Origin of the sequence: Methanoregula sp. PtaB.Bin085 (genome assembly GCF_002067035.1) — an archaeon.
In the GTDB taxonomy this organism is placed as follows: Archaea; Halobacteriota; Methanomicrobia; order Methanomicrobiales; family Methanospirillaceae; genus Methanoregula.
Genome location: NZ_MVQB01000027.1, coordinates 21,136 through 37,166, shown reverse-complemented (window position 1 = coordinate 37,166; position 16,031 = coordinate 21,136). Strand labels below are relative to the sequence as shown.

General features: G+C 59.2%; 17 protein-coding genes. 11 read left to right on the top strand and 6 right to left on the bottom strand.

Features of this window, described 5'->3' with window-relative positions:
• The first annotated feature begins 60 nt into the window (after window positions 1–60).
• The 8 genes from A4E33_RS05270 (at window position 61) to A4E33_RS05235 (ending at window position 6,811) form a co-directional block, all read left to right on the top strand.
• Window positions 61–387 (top strand): PadR family transcriptional regulator, encoded by a 327-nt coding sequence (locus A4E33_RS05270; protein WP_292346642.1) that lies wholly within the window; start codon window positions 61–63, stop codon window positions 385–387.
• Window positions 374–967 carry an HAAS signaling domain-containing protein gene (locus tag A4E33_RS05265; RefSeq protein WP_292346641.1) on the top strand — a complete coding sequence of 198 codons (594 nt, stop codon included), beginning with the start codon at window positions 374–376 and terminating at the stop codon, window positions 965–967. The genes A4E33_RS05270 and A4E33_RS05265 overlap by 14 nt, the downstream gene beginning before the upstream one ends.
• Window positions 964–1,818 carry a toast rack family protein gene (locus A4E33_RS05260; RefSeq protein WP_292346640.1) on the top strand — a complete coding sequence of 285 codons (855 nt, stop codon included), beginning with the start codon at window positions 964–966 and terminating at the stop codon, window positions 1,816–1,818. The genes A4E33_RS05265 and A4E33_RS05260 overlap by 4 nt, the downstream gene beginning before the upstream one ends.
• A complete protein-coding gene (locus A4E33_RS05255; protein WP_292346639.1) occupies window positions 1,815–3,107 on the top strand; it encodes a COG1361 S-layer family protein in 1,293 nt (430 codons plus the stop codon). Before A4E33_RS05260 ends, A4E33_RS05255 begins: the two co-directional genes overlap by 4 nt.
• The gene (locus A4E33_RS05250) at window positions 3,089–4,303 is read left to right on the top strand and encodes an ABC transporter permease (protein WP_292346638.1); all 1,215 of its coding nucleotides are present in this window, start codon (window positions 3,089–3,091) and stop codon (window positions 4,301–4,303) included. Before A4E33_RS05255 ends, A4E33_RS05250 begins: the two co-directional genes overlap by 19 nt.
• A 1-nt stretch (window position 4,304) precedes the next feature.
• Entirely contained in the window at window positions 4,305–5,003 is a 699-nt protein-coding gene (locus A4E33_RS05245; RefSeq protein WP_292346637.1) for an ABC transporter ATP-binding protein, read from the top strand.
• Window positions 5,004–5,106: 103 nt separating this feature from the next.
• Entirely contained in the window at window positions 5,107–6,018 is a 912-nt protein-coding gene (locus A4E33_RS05240) for a cation diffusion facilitator family transporter (protein WP_292346636.1), read from the top strand.
• A gap of 121 nt (window positions 6,019–6,139) precedes the next feature.
• Window positions 6,140–6,811: a M48 family metallopeptidase gene (locus A4E33_RS05235; RefSeq protein ID WP_292346635.1), complete on the top strand. Its 672-nt coding sequence runs from the start codon at window positions 6,140–6,142 to the stop codon at window positions 6,809–6,811.
• Between the two features lie 600 nt (window positions 6,812–7,411).
• Here A4E33_RS05235 and A4E33_RS05230 read toward each other — a convergent pair.
• Window positions 7,412–8,317, bottom strand: a complete 906-nt coding sequence (locus tag A4E33_RS05230; RefSeq protein ID WP_292346634.1) for a UbiA family prenyltransferase — start codon at window positions 8,315–8,317, stop codon at window positions 7,412–7,414.
• A 102-nt stretch (window positions 8,318–8,419) separates the two neighbouring features.
• Here A4E33_RS05230 and A4E33_RS05225 point away from each other — a divergent pair, with 102 nt between their 5' ends.
• Complete coding sequence (locus A4E33_RS05225; protein ID WP_292346633.1) at window positions 8,420–8,956, top strand: GNAT family N-acetyltransferase; 537 nt, start codon at window positions 8,420–8,422, stop codon at window positions 8,954–8,956.
• A gap of 18 nt (window positions 8,957–8,974) precedes the next feature.
• Here A4E33_RS05225 and A4E33_RS05220 read toward each other — a convergent pair whose 3' ends face one another.
• Window positions 8,975–9,742, bottom strand: a complete 768-nt coding sequence (locus tag A4E33_RS05220; protein WP_292346632.1) for a SagB/ThcOx family dehydrogenase — start codon at window positions 9,740–9,742, stop codon at window positions 8,975–8,977.
• 91 nt (window positions 9,743–9,833) lie between these two features.
• On the opposite strand from A4E33_RS05220, the gene A4E33_RS05215 reads away from it, so the two are divergent.
• Window positions 9,834–11,102, top strand: coding sequence for a DNA methyltransferase (locus A4E33_RS05215; RefSeq protein ID WP_292346631.1), 1,269 nt, complete (start codon window positions 9,834–9,836; stop codon window positions 11,100–11,102).
• Window positions 11,103–11,171: 69 nt separating this feature from the next.
• Window positions 11,172–12,836 carry an AarF/ABC1/UbiB kinase family protein gene (locus A4E33_RS05210; RefSeq protein ID WP_292346630.1) on the top strand — a complete coding sequence of 555 codons (1,665 nt, stop codon included), beginning with the start codon at window positions 11,172–11,174 and terminating at the stop codon, window positions 12,834–12,836.
• Window positions 12,837–13,256: 420 nt separating this feature from the next.
• On the opposite strand, the gene A4E33_RS05205 is transcribed toward A4E33_RS05210, so the two are convergent.
• The 4 genes from A4E33_RS05205 to cofG form a co-directional block, all read right to left on the bottom strand.
• Window positions 13,257–13,775, bottom strand: a complete 519-nt coding sequence (locus A4E33_RS05205; protein ID WP_292346629.1) for a DNA-deoxyinosine glycosylase — start codon at window positions 13,773–13,775, stop codon at window positions 13,257–13,259.
• Between the two features lie 15 nt (window positions 13,776–13,790).
• A complete protein-coding gene (locus tag A4E33_RS05200) occupies window positions 13,791–14,072 on the bottom strand; it encodes a ferredoxin-thioredoxin reductase catalytic domain-containing protein (RefSeq protein ID WP_292346628.1) in 282 nt (93 codons plus the stop codon).
• 95 nt (window positions 14,073–14,167) lie between these two features.
• Complete coding sequence (gene purC / locus A4E33_RS05195) at window positions 14,168–14,965, bottom strand: phosphoribosylaminoimidazolesuccinocarboxamide synthase (protein ID WP_292346627.1); 798 nt, start codon at window positions 14,963–14,965, stop codon at window positions 14,168–14,170.
• On the bottom strand, window positions 14,962–15,951 hold the full coding sequence (cofG, locus tag A4E33_RS05190; protein ID WP_292346626.1) for a 7,8-didemethyl-8-hydroxy-5-deazariboflavin synthase CofG: 990 nt from the start codon (window positions 15,949–15,951) through the stop codon (window positions 14,962–14,964). Before cofG ends, purC begins: the two co-directional genes overlap by 4 nt.
• Window positions 15,952–16,031 lie beyond the last annotated feature (80 nt).

Genomic DNA, 16,031 nt, shown 5'->3' with positions numbered 1-16,031 from the left:
CAAAACACCAGAGAAACCCTGTACCGGTGCCGGGCAGTCCCCTGTATTCGGGAAGAAGCCATGAATATCCAGTTCAAGAAAGGCGTACTTGAAATCTGCGTTCTCTCTGTTCTGGCGCACAAGGACTGTTACGGGTACGAACTGGTCAGCGAGATATCAAAACGGATCGATATCTCGGAAGGAACGATCTACCCGCTGCTCCACCGCCTGAAAGACGAGGGGTATGTTACGACATACCTGCAGGAGTCGGCAGGCGGGCCTCCCCGGAAGTATTACCGGCTGACAGAGAGCGGACGGAAGGAAGAGCACGAACAGAAGGAAGAATGGATGCGGTTTGCGGCTTCGGTGAATGCGCTCCTCGAGGGGAAGAACAATGCAGCAGAATGAACAGGAATTCATCCGGATCCTCAGGACCCGGCTTGAAGGAACGCTCCCGAAAGAGGAGCTCGACGATATCCTCTCGGATTATTCGGAGCATTTCTCGATCGGCAAAACAAACGGGAGAACGGATGAGGAGCTCTGGAAGTCCCTGGGCTCTCCCGAGGATGTTGCCCGGGAGATCCGGGTCATGCACCTGGTAAAGAAGGCCGAGGATAACCGCTCGTGCACAAATATTGTCCATGCGGTTGTCGCCACGCTCGGCCTCGGCCTCTTCAACCTTGTCTTCGTACTCGTGCCGTTCATCCTCCTTGTCGTGATGCTGGCAGTCATCTTCCTTGTCGGGGTGATGATCACCTTTGGAGGGGTTACGGGGGTCATCTGGTCCCTGCTCCAGATCGCGGGAATTTCTGCATACTCCATCTGGTATTCCCCTCTTGCCGGGATCTTCATCTCAATCGGTATGACAACAACCGGGCTGCTCGTCATCATCGGGAACTACTACCTTGGCCGGTTCTTCTACCATGTCTGCATCCGGTATCTCAAGTGGAACATCAGGGTCATAACGGGAACGGAGAGTGCATCATGAAACCTGAGAGTACCAGAGACAATGATCCCCTGGCAGCTGTTTCGGCCAGCATATCCCGCCTGACGATAACCCGGGTGATCCTCTGGCTTGTGGCTATTTCGATCGTTTCATACATAACCGGGTTTGCAATCCTCGCGCTCTCGGGAGGATTTTCGCCCGGCCCGGAGCCGGTTGCATCCCCCTTCAACAGGACGGCATTCAGGTCAGCCAATACCAGTTCGTTCCCGCTTGACGGTGCCTCCTCCGGGGAAGTCCGGATCATCCTTGGTGCCGGTGACCTCACCGTACACGGCGGGGCACAGCAGGACAATCTCATGGAAACAACCGTATATTCCGCAAGTCCCCTTATGCAGCCGGACTATGCCGTGAGCATGAATGGATCGGCAAAACGGGTGGTTATGACCGAAACGGGTCACAAGAAAAAAGACTGGGTCTTTGCCCATTCTCCCGAAAGCTGGGACAACACGTGGGACGTGAACCTGAACAATGCAGTGCCGTTTGCCCTGACGGTGAATTCCGGGGCGGGCGACTGCGATATCCTGCTCGGGAATACAAACCTGACAACCCTTGCGGTCAACACCGGCGCCGGGGACACGACCATCGACCTTGGCGATTACCACGGCGGCCCGTTCAGCGCGGTCATCCATAACGGTGTCGGCGATTTGACTCTCCGTGTCAGAAAGGAGAGCAATACCCGTATCCGCCTCCACCAGGGTGTCGGGGATACCGATGCCAGCGGCCTTGCACAGACTGACGAACATTACACCACTGCCGGGTTCAATCCCACCCTGCCGGTAAACGAGATCGCCATCACCCAGGGCGTCGGGTCGGTTGAACTGGAGGCAGTATGAGCGAAAGAACCATGAACATGACATTATCCCGGGAGATCGGTACCATTGCAGCATTCATCGTGCTGTTCGGGCTGATGGTTGTTTTTATCCCGCCGGCCCAGGCAGAGACTCCTACCGTTACGATCACTGACTACAAAACTGCCCCGGCAGTCATGATGCCGGACAGTATGGGAACCATCACGGTCACCATCAGGAATACGGCTTCAACGGCCTCGGTCAGCGAGAGTACCGCGCTCTCGCCCGATTATGCGGGAACGACGAGGACGACCGATATCAACGTCTATATCGAGAATATCCACCTTGAGGAGAAAGGGGTAAGCGTCCTGACCGAGGATTTTAATCGGATCGGTGACCTGGGTCCCGGTCAGTCAACGACCATCACCTTCTCTATCCGGGCACCATCAAAGAGCGGGATGTACTTCCCTGAGGTCTGGATCGATACCAAGGGCGGCCGGAGTACCCGGTATCCCATCCCGGTCAACGTCAACACCGCCTCCGGTATCCAGAAGCAGGCTATCCTGATCCTGGAAAGTTCGCTCCCCGCCAGCGTCAACCCGGGTGATGATATCCCGGTAACGCTGACGATGAAGAATGCCGGCCAGCTGATGGCGGATGACGTCACCCTGAAGCTCGTCAACGTGAGCACGGATGTCGCGCCGAAGTCCACCGACCTGTACCACCTTGGCACAATCGGCGCCGGTTCGGAGAAGACACTGAACATCGCCCTCCTGTCCGACAAGGACGCGAAGAGCGGGCTGGTCCGGGTACCGGTGACGGTCAGCTACAATGCCCTTGACGGGTCCGTTGTCACCGAGCAGACCGGGATCGACATTATGATGAAGGGCAAGGCAGAGCTCGGGTTCGTCTCGGTCGACACCAGCCCACCCCGCCTGACCGAGGGCACACCATTCGATCTCACGATCCGGGTCGAGAACACCGGTACCGGCGAGGCAAAACAGGTTTCGGCAACCATCGACCTGCCGGTTGAGGGCAAAAAGGAGGCGTTCATCGGGAAAATTAAGCCCGGCAACGATGCGCCGGTCATCTTCCTCCTCGAAGGGGCACAGGGCGGCAATCACCCGTACAACCTGACGATAACCTACACCGACGACATGGGCACGCACACGATGACCCGGCAGATGAACCTGCGGGTCCCGCCAACGGATATGACCGGGACGATCGTGGTGCTGCTGATTGTCCTTGTCATTCTCGGGTTTGCCGGGTACCGGTACTGGTACCTCCCGAAGGTCAACGGCGACGGTAAGTTCCCATGGGAAAGAAAGAGCTGAATGTCGCGTTCCTGCTGGCGCTCAGGTCGCTCCAGCGGGGCAGCCGGTCGAGCGTTGTCCTGACCGTGCTCATCATCGCGATGTGTTTCACCAACATGGTCTTCCTGCCCGGCCTTTTCAACGGGATCGGGCAGAGCATCACCGCGCAGATCGTGGATTACGAGACGGGCAATGTCCTTGTCGGTCCCAAGAGCGGGGAGCAGTACGTCAACGATCTCGATGCGGTGCTCGACCTGATCAACGGCATGCCCGGCGTAGAACGGGCGACCCCCCACCTGACCAAGGCGGCGACCCTGAAGTACCGGGGCCGGGTGCTGGGCGTTTCGGTGCGGGTCATCAAGCCCGGCGACGAGAAGTTCGTTTCTCCCCTGTACTCGAAGATTATCGCCGGCAGCTACCTTGGCGAGGACGATACCGGAGAGGTCATCATCGGTAAGGCGGTTGCCGGCGACCGGACCATCAAGCAGGAGGACGAGTTCCAGCCATCGCTCGGCGGTGTCCAGGTCGGCGACTCGATTACGGTCGAGTACGGGCCGGGATACTCCCGCGAGTACCGGGTCAAGGGGATCTATTCTACCGGATGGTATTCCGCAGACCAGACGATCTTTACAACATGGAGTGACATGGAGCAGGTGGAGGGGCAGACCCTTGACCATGCGGAATACATCACGGTCAAGACCAAGCCCGGGTACACGGAGAAGTTCATCAAGAACGAACTCGAGCAGTACGGTGTTGCGGAGAGCGTTTCCACCATGAGCGACCTCCTGGAAAAGGGGATGGGCCGCGCCCTCCAGAGCTTTGCCATCATCAACATGGTCTCGCTCATCGTCGGCATTGTTATTACGACGGTCGTGCTCTTCATCGTCATCACCATCAAGACCATCAACAGCCGCAAGCAGATCGGGATCCTGCGGGCGATCGGCGTTGACAAGGAGGTCATCATGCATAATTACGGCATGCAGGTTGTGATCATGGCTGTGATGGGGATCTTCTGCGGGGTTATCCTCACGTTCCTTATCTCCCTGTACATGGCTGCCCACCCCGTGGTGACCCCCGAGTGGTCGGCAACCCTGTACCTGACGCCGATGGACTACGTGACCAACAGCCTGATCCTCTTCCTTGCATCGGTTGTTGCCGGCTATGTCCCGGCCTGGCAGGTGTCCCGCGAGGACATCCAGAGTGCGATGAGGGCCTGATATGATCGAGATTACCGATCTGCAGAAGATCTACCGAATGGGCAGCGTCGAGGTCAGGGCTCTCGACGGCGTGACCATGGATATCGCGAAGGGCGAGTTCCTCGGGATCATGGGGGCGAGCGGGAGCGGCAAGACAACGCTCCTGCACATGCTCGGTCTCCTGGACTACCCCAGCTCCGGCAGGATTGTCATCGACGGCACCGATCTTGGCAGCCTGACCGATTACGAGCGGACCATGTTCCGGCTCTACAAGCTCGGTTACGTGTTCCAGGACTACGCGCTGGTTCCCGACCTTACCGTGATGGAAAACGTCTCCCTCCCGGCCATGCTCCGGAAGGACCGGACAGGAGAGCAGATTAAGAAGGACAGTTACGAGATCCTGCAGCGGATCGGCCTGTGCGATCGCCGGGACCACCTGCCCCGCGAGCTCTCGGGCGGCCAGCAGCAGCGTGTCTCGATCGCCCGGGCCATGGTGAACCGGCCGGATATCCTGTTCGCCGACGAACCGTGCGCCAACCTCGACTCCGAGAACTCGCGGATGGTGCTCGAGCTCTTCCGGGAGATCAACGAGGAGTTCAGACAGACCATCGTCATGGTATCCCACGAGGACTGGCACAAGGATTACTTCCATCGCATTGTCCGGCTCAGGGATGGCAAGGTCGTGAGCGACGGGTTCAACGGAAAATCCGGAGTTACCTAGCGGCCCGGACGATCCAGCGTCCCGGCCCCGCATCCACCCCTCCTCTCTCACCTGAAATTCCTGCAGTTTTTTATCGGTTCCCTGCCAACAGGTACCTACACGTATGGCGGACAAGGAACCCGGCAGCGGGACCGCTGCGGCCGACGAGCCCCTGGAGAAGCTGGTCCGGACCGGTCTCTTCATGGACCTCATCATCATCATTCCCGAGACTGTTGCGGTCATCCTCTCCGGCTCCGCCACGCTCCTTGCTGACGTCATCAAGGTTGCCAACGAGATGCTGGCTTCGGTATTTGCCCTCATGGTCATCCGGAGAGTGACCAGAGGGGGGAAATTCTCCTACGATTACGGGATGGGCAAGTTCGAGTCCCTCACCCGCATCATCACCGGCGGCGTGATGTTAGTATCTCTCTGCATCCTGCTCGCGTTCACCACCTTCCGGCTTCTCCATCCCGAGCCGCTCGATACTCATGCAGCGATCATCGGCATCCCCCTCATGATCCTCGCCGCAGCTGCCGACTCCTACCACTGGCGGACCTACTTCAGCAGGGCCCAGCGCGATCCTTCCCCGATTATTGAAGCACAGTGGCGGCTCCGCCGGGCCAAAACCTTCTCTGATCTTCTGATCCTCTTTGCGCTCGTCGTCTCGGTCGTCTTTGCATCCCACCACCTTGCGGAATACATCGATCCGATCGTTTCGTTCGTCATCATCGGGTTCCTGCTGCTCGCGGGATACCGCGAGATCTCATCGTCCCTTCCGGACCTCTTCGACAAGACCCTCGAGGAGGATCTCCAGATCCTCATCCTCCGCGAACTGGCGGACTCGTTTGACAAGTACCACGATTTCCACGGTGTGCGATCCCGCCGCTCCGGGAGAAGGATCTATATCGAGATCTTCCTTGGCTTCGACCCGGAGCAGCGGGCGGGGGACGTGCAGGACTTTGCAGCATCCCTCAAGCAGTCGCTGGAATCGCAGATCCCGGGCAGTGTCGTCTCCATCGTGCTGAGCCGGGGATGATCTGTCCCGTCCCGTGTCCTTCGGGACCGGTCCTTTCAGGTGCAGCACGCGATTGCCGCGGCCCCTACCTTTTTCCTCCTTCCGGCTGACAGTACATCCATAGCACAGTACCGGTCCGGCCATGACTGAAATCCTTATCGAGAACGTAATCCGTTCGCGGCGGCGCACCATTGCTCTCATCGTTACACCGGATGCACACCTTATCGTCAGGGCCCCGCTGCGGGCGCCCGATGCGGTGATTGAAGCAGCAATCCGGGAGAAGAGCGGCTGGATCTTAAAGAAGATCTGCGAGATGAAAAAAAGGCCGCAGGCTGTCCCGCATTCCTACGGGGAGGGCGAGATCTTCTGGTTCCTCGGCCGCCCCTACCCGCTGCACATCGCTGATGACGGAGGCACGACAATCCGGCGCACCGACCGGCTCGTTGTTCCCCGCACCATCCGGCCCGACATCCCGCGGGCAATCCGGCACTGGTACATGGAGGAGGCAGCCAAGGAGATCCGGTCGCGGTGCATGTGGTTCTCGATGATGACCGGGTATTCCCCGACGGGTATCCGGATCACCAATGCCACACAGCGCTGGGGCTCGTGCAACCACCGGGGCGGGCTCAATTTCAGCTGGCGACTCATCCAGGCACCGCTCTCGATTGTTGACTATGTGATCGTCCACGAACACGTTCACCTCCGGCAGCCAGACCACTCGAAGAGGTTCTGGGAGAAGGTGGAGGGGCTGATGCCCGACTACCGGAAGCGCCGGGAGTGGCTGCGGGAGAACGAGCGGCTGCTGAGGATATGAGTTTACATTGTTAAATCTCAGGGAGGGGACAGTGCCTGTCCCCTCCCGAATCCACCCCTCCGCATTGTGATAATGCTGTATTACCTGTTCCGGCACTATCGCAAGTGCCCCCGCCCCCAATGGGGGCAGGGCTGGCGCAAGAGGGGGCATCATCTCAGAATAAAACCCAGAAAATGAAAAAAAACCATAATCTGGTAAAAAATTCAATCAAACCATGGTCTATCCGGACCACATTTTCAAGCAGGGTCCTGGTCGCGATGAAAATATTACAATCAGGGTCTGCTAAAAATATTTCAATCAAAGTCTGCTGAAAATTTTTCAATCAAGGTCTGGTTGTAAAAAGTTAAACGGGTTTTTATCAGGTTAGTGTCCCGCCCACCGTCGGAACACTGCTCCGGAATCTTGCATTTCAATCAAGGTCTGCCGGAAAAATTTCAATCAGGGTTTGATTGAAAATAAAAAACCAGAGTCTGATGAAGACAATGAAATCAGGGTTTGATTGATCCGGATCTGGTTTTCGATCGCGATCATGATCGCAAACATGATCTGAAAATCGCACATTGGTTATTTCGGAAAATACTGCCTGCCAGAAAAACAGTATCAGATCCCCAGCAGCGCCCCCGCACAGATTCCGCCTGCGTACAACACCATCGCACCATGGAAGAGGGGCAGCGCTTTCAGGGCGCCTTCGGGAGTGCGTTGCCGGAGGATGATGATATTGGCGACAATGAGCAGGGCCAGGCCGGCAAACACTCCCAGCCGGGCAAGGCTGCTAAGCCGGCTGATGAAGAGGAATGCCATCATGATATGGATGACCGTGAAGCCGGCTATCCAGATCCGGGTCCGCTCAGCGTCGTATATCGTGGGGATGGTCCGCAGTCCTTTTGCACGGTCGTTTGCCTCGTCTATGAGGTCGTTCACGCCGAGATGTGCAAGCGCGAAGGGATAGAAGAAGAGGAAGAACAGGGCTGCAGTGATATCCGGCAGCCCCGCACAGATGTAGCCGGCAACCGGGAAGAGGGCGAAGTCAGTCCGCCCGATGACCTGCGGGAAGGGAAAGACCTGCGGGATACGCTTCTCCTCCTGGTAGAAGACCTCGACCACGTAGCTGTATGCCATGATGAGCAGCACGTAGACCGAGTGGGGGTAGGGCAGTGTCAGGACGAGAACCGCAGCAATCCCGGCAAAGAGGCAGAAGAGCATGAGCGCATGCCGGGGAGGGATAAGGCCCTCTGCCAGTGGGCGGGTGCCAAAGAACCGCCAGTAGCCGGTCAGGCGGTTGTCTCCGGCGTTCTTTTTGTCGATCTCCCGGTCAACATAGTCGTTCAGCACCAGCCCCGCCTCGAACCCGAAGAACCCGATCAGCGCAACTTTGAGAAGTTCTGCCCAGATCACGGGGCCGGAGAGTCCGGTTGCGAGGAGATACCCGGAACAGAAGAGGAGCGGCCACGCAAACGAGAACTGGATGCGGAGCAGGTCGGCATATGCCCGGAGGGTGGCGTTCATTATCTAATGGTTCGCGGTGTCTGCTATTTCACCCTTTCACCAGCAGACGCGGCACAGGTGATTCAAATCCCCTTTATCATCTCACCCATCCCAGATTAAGAGATGGATTCATACATTATCCGGCCGGAAAGAGCCGGGGATGCCGACGCTATCTTTGAGGTCAATCTCCAGGCATTCGGGCAGGATGGCGAGGCACGGCTCGTCAGGGAACTCCGCCACGACGGGGACTTTTTTCCTGGGCTCTCCCTTGTGGCTGTCTGCGGCGACCGGATCATCGGGCATATCCTTTTCCCGCCAGTCACCATCGTCTCTGACCGGTCCGAAACGGCTGCCCTCGCCCTCGCCCCCCTTGCAGTCCACCAGGATTTCCAGTGCCTTGGAATCGGTGCTGCCCTTATAGAAGAGGGGCTGAAGGAATGCCGGCGTCTCGGGAACCGGATCGTGATCGTCGTCGGCCACCCGGCGTATTACCCGAGGTTCGGATTCGTTCCCGCACGGGAATTCGGAATCCATGCACCGTTCCCCTGCCCCGATGAAGCCTTCATGGTGCTCCCGCTCGAAGACAATGCACTGGATGGCGTATCAGGGACCGTCCGGTATCCGCCGGCATTTGACACGACGGGCGCCCACACCTCATAGTTGTTGACCGGCGCTCCGTCACGCTTTCTTCCCGGTGGTCGCGAGGTAGATCACGAACTGGTCAGAACCGTCGATTCCAAGAATCGCGTTCATCATATCGTCCTCGAACGCCGCGATGGCGCAGACTCCGCAGCCGACAGCCTCCGCGGCGAGGTACAGATTCTGGCAGACATGCCCTGCATCGAGATGGAGGTCGCGGTAGCCCCGTTCGCCATACCGCCAGGTCATCCGGTACGGGACTGCGGTCCAAATAAACGTGACACCGCTCCGGAGGATGAACTGCTGGTCGAAGCACGCGGCAGTGATCCGGTGGGCAAGCGTGGGATCCTGGTCAGCCAGCTGGAGGCGGTGCGAGAGGGCAAGGTAGCGGTACAGGCCCGGGTCGAGCCCGCTCACGGCATTCACCAGCAGGTACGTCTCGAACGCGTGGCGGGCGCCGGCAGACGGGACCGTGCGCATGGTCCAGAACGTTCCGGACACCTGCTGGACACCCTGCGTGCACCAGAGGAGGAAGGAGAGCTCTTCACGACTGAGCGGTGTACGGGCATATGCGCGGACACTCCGCCGCTGTTCGATTGCGGTCCTGAGATCAACCGGGGGGATCTCCAGGATCTCCGGACGGGGGAGATCGAAAAACGGAAGGCCGGGATCCGGCGGGAGTTCGATCGGTGGCTGCGGCAGGCCGCGCTGCTGGTCGCTCTTCCCGATATAGATGTACTTTGTCCTTTCTAAAAATTCCCGTCCGGCGCCGGGGCGCCGGGGGGTTTCTTCGGCTGGCCGTGCCATCCCGGGTATTCACCATGCCCCCCTTGGTGCGCCCTCCTCTTCAGGATATCGGTGGGGGCAACAGAACGCCGTTTCATACACCCTTTTACCTTTGTCCGCCAACATCCTGTACGAGATGGCGACAGCGCCGAACATTTCCACCGGTGATGACCTCGTACGGTATCTCGGCATGTTCCGGAATCAGGACGGCCGTTCCACGGAAACGCGTGAGCTGGGTTCCGGGACTGAAACGGTGAAACTCTTCACCAACGAGTTCTGGACCTCCCGGCAGCGGCAGGCATCCCCGATCCACGAGGTCTCCTACCGCGCCTGCTTCAAGCCCCAGCTGCCCCGGTTCTTTATCGGCCTCCTGACCCGGAAGGGGGATACCGTGTACGACCCGTTCAGCGGACGGGGAACAACCGTCATCGAGGCGGGCCTCATGGGCCGCGACGTTATCGCAAACGATGCAAACCCCCTGTCACGGATCATGACCGAGCCCCGGTTTTTCCTGCCCTCCCTTCCCGTGGTTGAAAAGAGACTCGGTGCCATCCCCCGGGGCGATACGCCCGCGGACATCGACCTTTCCATGTTCTACCACCCCGGTACGGAGAAGGAGATCGTGGCGCTCCGGACGTACCTGCTGAACAGGAAGGCCGGCTGCCGGGACGACATGGTCGACCGGTGGATCGCGATGGTTGCAACCAACCGCCTGACCGGCCATTCGAAGGGGTTCTTTTCGGTCTACACCCTGCCTCCCAACCAGGCAGTATCGCAACGGAGCCAGCAGCGGATCAACAAAAAACGCGGGCAGGAACCGGACTACCGGGACACGCACCGGATCATCCTGGCAAAGACGCGGAGCCTGGTACGGAACATGCCCGAAGCAGAGATACGGAACCTTGCCCGGGCCGGGAAGAAGGCGGTCCTGCTGACCCGCGATGCCCGCAGCACGCCGGAGATCCGGGACGAATCGGTGCAGCTCACGGTCACGTCCCCGCCGTTCCTTGACATCGTGCAGTACCGCGACGACAACTGGCTCCGGTGCTGGTTCAACGGCCTTGCGGCGGATGATGTCGGGAAGTCGATCACCATGGCCCGGAGCGTGGGGGAATGGACGCGGGTCATGGGGGCGGTATTCGAAGAACTGTACCGTGTCACCCGCCCCGGGGGTTTTGTCGCATTCGAGGTGGGCGAGGTCCGGAAGCGGACGATCCGGCTTGAGGAGCATGTCGTGCCGCTCGGCCTTAGTGCCGGCTTTGAGTGCCCGTGCGTGATCATAAACCAGCAGCACTTCACCAAGACCTCGAACATCTGGGGTATCGGTAACATGGCATCCGGGACCAACACGAACCGGATCGTTGTCTTCCGGAAACCCTGATTCCTGCCGATCGCGTAACCAGAACGGCAGGAAAGCAACCTTTTGTATCACGAGAACGTACCACTAATCATGGTCTCCAGTATCAGGCGGTATGCGCAGATCCTTGACATCCTGGGCCAGTACGGTCTCGGGATTGGGCTCGAGCGGCTCTTCCCGGGAAGGGCACGGTTCCGGCTCCCGACGCCCAGGAAACCGGGAAAGGCCCCGGAAGCGTCAACGGTCTATGAAAGGATCCGGCTCGCCCTCGAGGATCTCGGCCCCACGTTCGTCAAGTTCGGCCAGATCATGAGCACGAGGACGGAACTGCTGCCGCCGGAGATGATCGACGAGCTCAAGAAACTGCAGGACCATGCAAAACCGATCCCGTTTGCCGAGATCCACACCACCCTCGAGGAGAACTGCCCCGACCTCGAGCTCTGGTTCTCGGCAATCGACGAGACCCCGGTCGCTTCTGCCTCCATCGGGCAGGTCCACAAGGCGTACCTGACCGACGGCACGCCGGTTGCCATCAAGGTCCAGCGTCCCGGCATCAGCGAGATCATCGAGACCGATCTCTCCATCCTGCTCTCCATGGCCCAGCGGATCGAGCTCGTCTTCCCCGAGTTCCGCCTCTACAACCCGACCGGCATGGTCGACGACTTCGCCCACCAGATCGTGAAGGAACTTGATTTCACACGGGACGGCCGGAACGCGGACCGGATGGCACGGAACTTCCGGAACGCGAAGGGCATCCGGTTCCCGAAGATCTACTGGGAGTTCAGTTCGCCCAAAGTCCTGGTCATGGAATACATCGAGGGCGTCCGTATCGACGATCCCGAGGCGATCACGGCGCTCGGGCTCGATCCCCACGAGGTCGGCGTGAGGGGCTTCAACGCCTATCTCCAGATGATCTTCGAGGACGGATTCTTCCACGGCGACCCCCACCCGGGCAACCTCCTCGTGACAAAAGAGGGGGATATCGTGTTCCTGGACTTCGGGATCGTCGGCATCCTGCGACCGGAGAAACGGCAGAACTTCATCAACCTCCTCTTCGCCCTTTCGACGGACGATATCGAGCTGATGCTGCGCTCCCTCGAGGGGTTCGGTATCGCGATCTCTGAAGAGGATCGCGAGCCCCTGCGGGACGACCTGTACATCATGATGCACGACTTCGGAGGCGGGGACGATGTCGGCCAGCTCAATTTCCAGCTCGTGGTCACCGAGCTGACGGAGTCGATGCGTCGCTACCAGCTCAGGGTACCGATGAACCTGATGCTCCTCTTAAAGGTCTTCATGATGGTGCTCGACATCGGCCTCCGGCTCGATCCGAAGTTTAATTTCGAGAAGGAGGTCACCCCCTACCTTACCAAGCTTGCGGACACCAACACCCTCTCCGCCGGCTACCTCAAGCGGGCGTCCATGACGCTGCTCGATTCAGCCGATGCCATCCTCGACATGCCCCGCAACCTCAACCTGATGCTGCGCCGGCTCTCGACCGGGACCTTCAAGCTCGAGATCGTGGACACGGATATCCAGAAACTGCAGATGGCCCTCGACAAGGCAGCCGACAAGCTCATGGTCGGGATGGTCGTGGCCTCGCTCGTCGTCGGGTCATCGCTCGTGCTGCAGGCAAGCCCCTTCACTCTGCCAAAGGAGATTGGCTGGATCGCGATCCTCGGGTACACTGCGGCGGTGCTCTGCGGGTTCTACGCCATCTACCACGTCATCTTCCTTAAGTTCCGGATGGAGCGGTAGGTCTCCCCTGTCTTTCGGTCATTGAGAAAAACCAGCTCTGGAGAAAATCTCTCCCGGGGTAGAACGTCAGATTGCGAGGGAACCGCGGGCGACCGGGGTCTGTCGACCCTCGCAATTCCATGGGGTGCGTTGTAGGAATGGATCTCTCATGAAAATTACGCTCAATGATAGAATGATGGGGACAGATGCCCCCATACCCCCTTAGGACAGTTGCCGCCGCCCCCGCGGGGGCGCTCCCGCCGCGGCCTTCAGTGAGCGTTTCCCGGAACTTGCTCTGGCCCCGCCGTGCCTCGGAGAGGCCCTGAGGCGGGAAGTTCTCACAAAAATAAGATCCTGAATCCCCGTAGTTTTCATCATTCGGGTGTGAATTTTCGTTCATGCCGGGGTTCCGCAGAACCAAAAATTCCGGAGATCAACTGTTCACGCCCGGCCGCATGCTGCCTTCACAACCCCCCATGCCCGCACCTTCTTCTTATAACTCACCGCTGCGTTCGCGGGGCTCGTGGAGGGAAGTATGACAAACGGTATGCCCGGCACTTCCCCGGCCCGGTGGTAGAATCTGCCGGCAGCGCTCCCGTTCAGTACGATGAGCCTGACGGTGGGGTGTGCCCTGATAAAACCGGCAATATCACTGGGAACGGCATCCCGGATACGGCTGTCCGCACTGCCCGGCCGCGAACAGGACGCGATAACGTCCCAGAGCGCGATCCCGGCTCCGGTCAGGTATTGGCATCGTTCGGTATAGGGTAGCAAAGCAGAGATCCCAAAGAGATCCTCAATCACAGCCCAGAACCGGTTCCTCGGGTTCCCGTAATACTCGCCATGAGAGAGCGACAGGACGCTCGGGAAGCTCCCGAGAACGAGAACGCGGGGGTCCGGGCCGGTAACTGGCGGAAGCCCGCGGGAATGGCACGGTGGTGCAGCGGGTGAACTGGTCATGAGAAGGAGATGAGGTCAGGGTTTCTGGAAATAGAGGTGACAGTGACACGCGCCCTGGTTCTCCACTTCATCCTTATGGTAGATGCACGGGCACTCGATGGCCTTGTCCTTCTCCTCGTCGCCGCTCCGGAGCCGGCAGGGGCAGTACGCCCGCCCGAATTTGTTCCTGTTGCGGACAAGGCCCCTGATGACCGTGGCAAGCTGTTTTTCATCGGGGTTGAGGATCCAGCCGTGGTTCTCTGCATACTCCCTGGCCCAGCGGAGCATCTCTGCCTCTTCATGCGTTGTGTTGGTCATGGTATCGATCCGGCTGTTCTGTCATTGTATGTGTATGCACCGGGATTGTTAGTCTTTGCGATTTCAGATCCCGCAATTCCGCGTGGGGATTATAATTAACGCTTTTTTGTCTTCGCGGCTGCCAGTTTTTTTACTCCGGCCTTCTTCCGGGGGGCGGCCTTTTTCTTGGGGGCAGCGCGGCGGGGCGCCGTGTTCGTTATCCTGCCGGCAACGCGGTTGTAGGTCTCCATCACGTCGCCCTTGTTGAAGCGGTACACGTCCTTATCGAGCGATTCCTTTGTCTTTGTATCCCACAGGCGCATCGAGTCCATGCTGATCTCGTCGCCGAGGCGGATCGTCTTTCCCTGCCTCCCGAACTCGAGCTTGAAGTCCACGAGCAGGATCCCCTGCTTTGCAAGCAGGGCCGATAGGTGGCGGTTGACCGCGAGGGCGGCATTTTTGATGGCCTTGAGCTCGGCGGGCGTGGCAAGCTTCAGGGCAACGATCAGGTCGTCGTTGAGCATCGGGTCGTGGCGCGTGTCGTCCTTGTAATCGATCACGATAACCGGCGGGGAGAGTTTCATCCCCTCTTTGAACGGGTAGTTCCTGACGATGGATCCTGCGGCCACGTTACGGACGATGACCTCGAGGGGGATCATTTGCAGCCGGCGGACGGCCATGCGGTGGTTGTCCAGCATTGTGATGAAATGGGTCTTTACCCCGTGTTTCTCCAGGTATTCGAAGAAAAATGCGGAGACCCCCGCGTTGTAGCTTCCCTTGTTCTTCAGGGTATCCTTCTTCCCGCCGTCAAACGCGGTGATGTCGTCACGGAACTCGACGATGAGCGTGTCCCTGTCGTCAGTCAGGTAGACCGACTTGGCCTTGCCGGAATACAGTAGTTTTCCCTGCTTCATGGTCCGCTGCTCCTTCCATACACTGTTTGTGCGAGCCGGTTTATTAGGGGTTCCAAACTCCTGTCATACCAGCCTTTCTCAATGAACCGGGGATAGATACAGAGCCTCTCGGCAAGGCCGCGTGCGCCGGCCAGTCTCCTGAGCTCCTCCACCGCAGGCCACGGGTGCTCGGGGTTCACGTAATCGATGGTAAGCGGCGAGACGCCGCCGAGATCGTCAACCCCGCATGCGATGAGCGAGGAAGCGTCGATCAGGTTCGGCGGGATCTGGATGGCGATCTCATCCGGCAGGATGTCGCGTGCCATCTGGATCGTCACGCAGATTTCGTCGGTTCCCGGAACGGGGTGCGAAGACATCGGGGTTCCGGGTTTGGGGCAGAAGTTCTGGATGATGATCTCCTGGATATGCCCGTAGCGCCGGTGGATGTCCCGGATCGCAAAGAGCGAGTCCTCGCGGTCGGCCATCGTCTCCCCGATGCCGAGCAAAAGGCCGGTCGTAAAGGGGATCTTCAGCCGTCCGGCATCCTCGATCATCGCGAGCCGCACCTCCGGTTCCTTGCCCTTCGAGCCCCGGTGTGCGGGCACCCGCGCCGTGGTCTCGAGCATCAGCCCCATGCTCGCGTTGACCGGCCGGAGACGTTCCATCTCCTCAAGGGTCAGTATCCCGGCGTTGGTATGCGGGAGCACACCATACGCGATGCTCTTCCGGCACATCGCCTCGCAGTAATCGAGGATCGTCCGGAACCCGCCATCCCGAATCATTGCGGAAAACCCCGGCTCCTCCTCCGGGCGTTCGCCAAAGGTGAACAGGGCTTCGGTGCATCCCAGCGCAGATCCATTCTTCAGGATCCGTTCGACCTCCGCGGGCACCATCAGGCAGCCCTCCTGCACCGGTGTCCTGAAACAACAGTACCCGCACCGGTTCCGGCAGACCGTGGTGAGCGGCAAAAAGACGTTTTTTGAGAAGGTGAGTGGCCGGTCCTGCATGAAAAGTGATGATCGTCCTTTCTCTTGAATGTTGACGTTCTGCCTGCCGTGCTCCCGAATACCCGGAAGGCAATGCTAAT

Coding starts and splice junctions, on each gene's coding strand:
- A4E33_RS05270 (WP_292346642.1), top strand. CDS start 61: ATGAATATCCAGTTCAAGAAAGGCGTACTTGAAATCTGCGTTCTCTCT.
- A4E33_RS05265 (WP_292346641.1), top strand. CDS start 374: ATGCAGCAGAATGAACAGGAATTCATCCGGATCCTCAGGACCCGGCTT.
- A4E33_RS05260 (WP_292346640.1), top strand. CDS start 964: ATGAAACCTGAGAGTACCAGAGACAATGATCCCCTGGCAGCTGTTTCG.
- A4E33_RS05255 (WP_292346639.1), top strand. CDS start 1,815: ATGAGCGAAAGAACCATGAACATGACATTATCCCGGGAGATCGGTACC.
- A4E33_RS05250 (WP_292346638.1), top strand. CDS start 3,089: ATGGGAAAGAAAGAGCTGAATGTCGCGTTCCTGCTGGCGCTCAGGTCG.
- A4E33_RS05245 (WP_292346637.1), top strand. CDS start 4,305: ATGATCGAGATTACCGATCTGCAGAAGATCTACCGAATGGGCAGCGTC.
- A4E33_RS05240 (WP_292346636.1), top strand. CDS start 5,107: ATGGCGGACAAGGAACCCGGCAGCGGGACCGCTGCGGCCGACGAGCCC.
- A4E33_RS05235 (WP_292346635.1), top strand. CDS start 6,140: ATGACTGAAATCCTTATCGAGAACGTAATCCGTTCGCGGCGGCGCACC.
- A4E33_RS05230 (WP_292346634.1), bottom strand. CDS start 8,317: ATGAACGCCACCCTCCGGGCATATGCCGACCTGCTCCGCATCCAGTTC.
- A4E33_RS05225 (WP_292346633.1), top strand. CDS start 8,420: ATGGATTCATACATTATCCGGCCGGAAAGAGCCGGGGATGCCGACGCT.
- A4E33_RS05220 (WP_292346632.1), bottom strand. CDS start 9,742: ATGGCACGGCCAGCCGAAGAAACCCCCCGGCGCCCCGGCGCCGGACGG.
- A4E33_RS05210 (WP_292346630.1), top strand. CDS start 11,172: ATGGTCTCCAGTATCAGGCGGTATGCGCAGATCCTTGACATCCTGGGC.
- A4E33_RS05205 (WP_292346629.1), bottom strand. CDS start 13,775: ATGACCAGTTCACCCGCTGCACCACCGTGCCATTCCCGCGGGCTTCCG.
- A4E33_RS05200 (WP_292346628.1), bottom strand. CDS start 14,072: ATGACCAACACAACGCATGAAGAGGCAGAGATGCTCCGCTGGGCCAGG.
- purC (WP_292346627.1), bottom strand. CDS start 14,965: ATGAAGCAGGGAAAACTACTGTATTCCGGCAAGGCCAAGTCGGTCTAC.
- cofG (WP_292346626.1), bottom strand. CDS start 15,951: ATGCAGGACCGGCCACTCACCTTCTCAAAAAACGTCTTTTTGCCGCTC.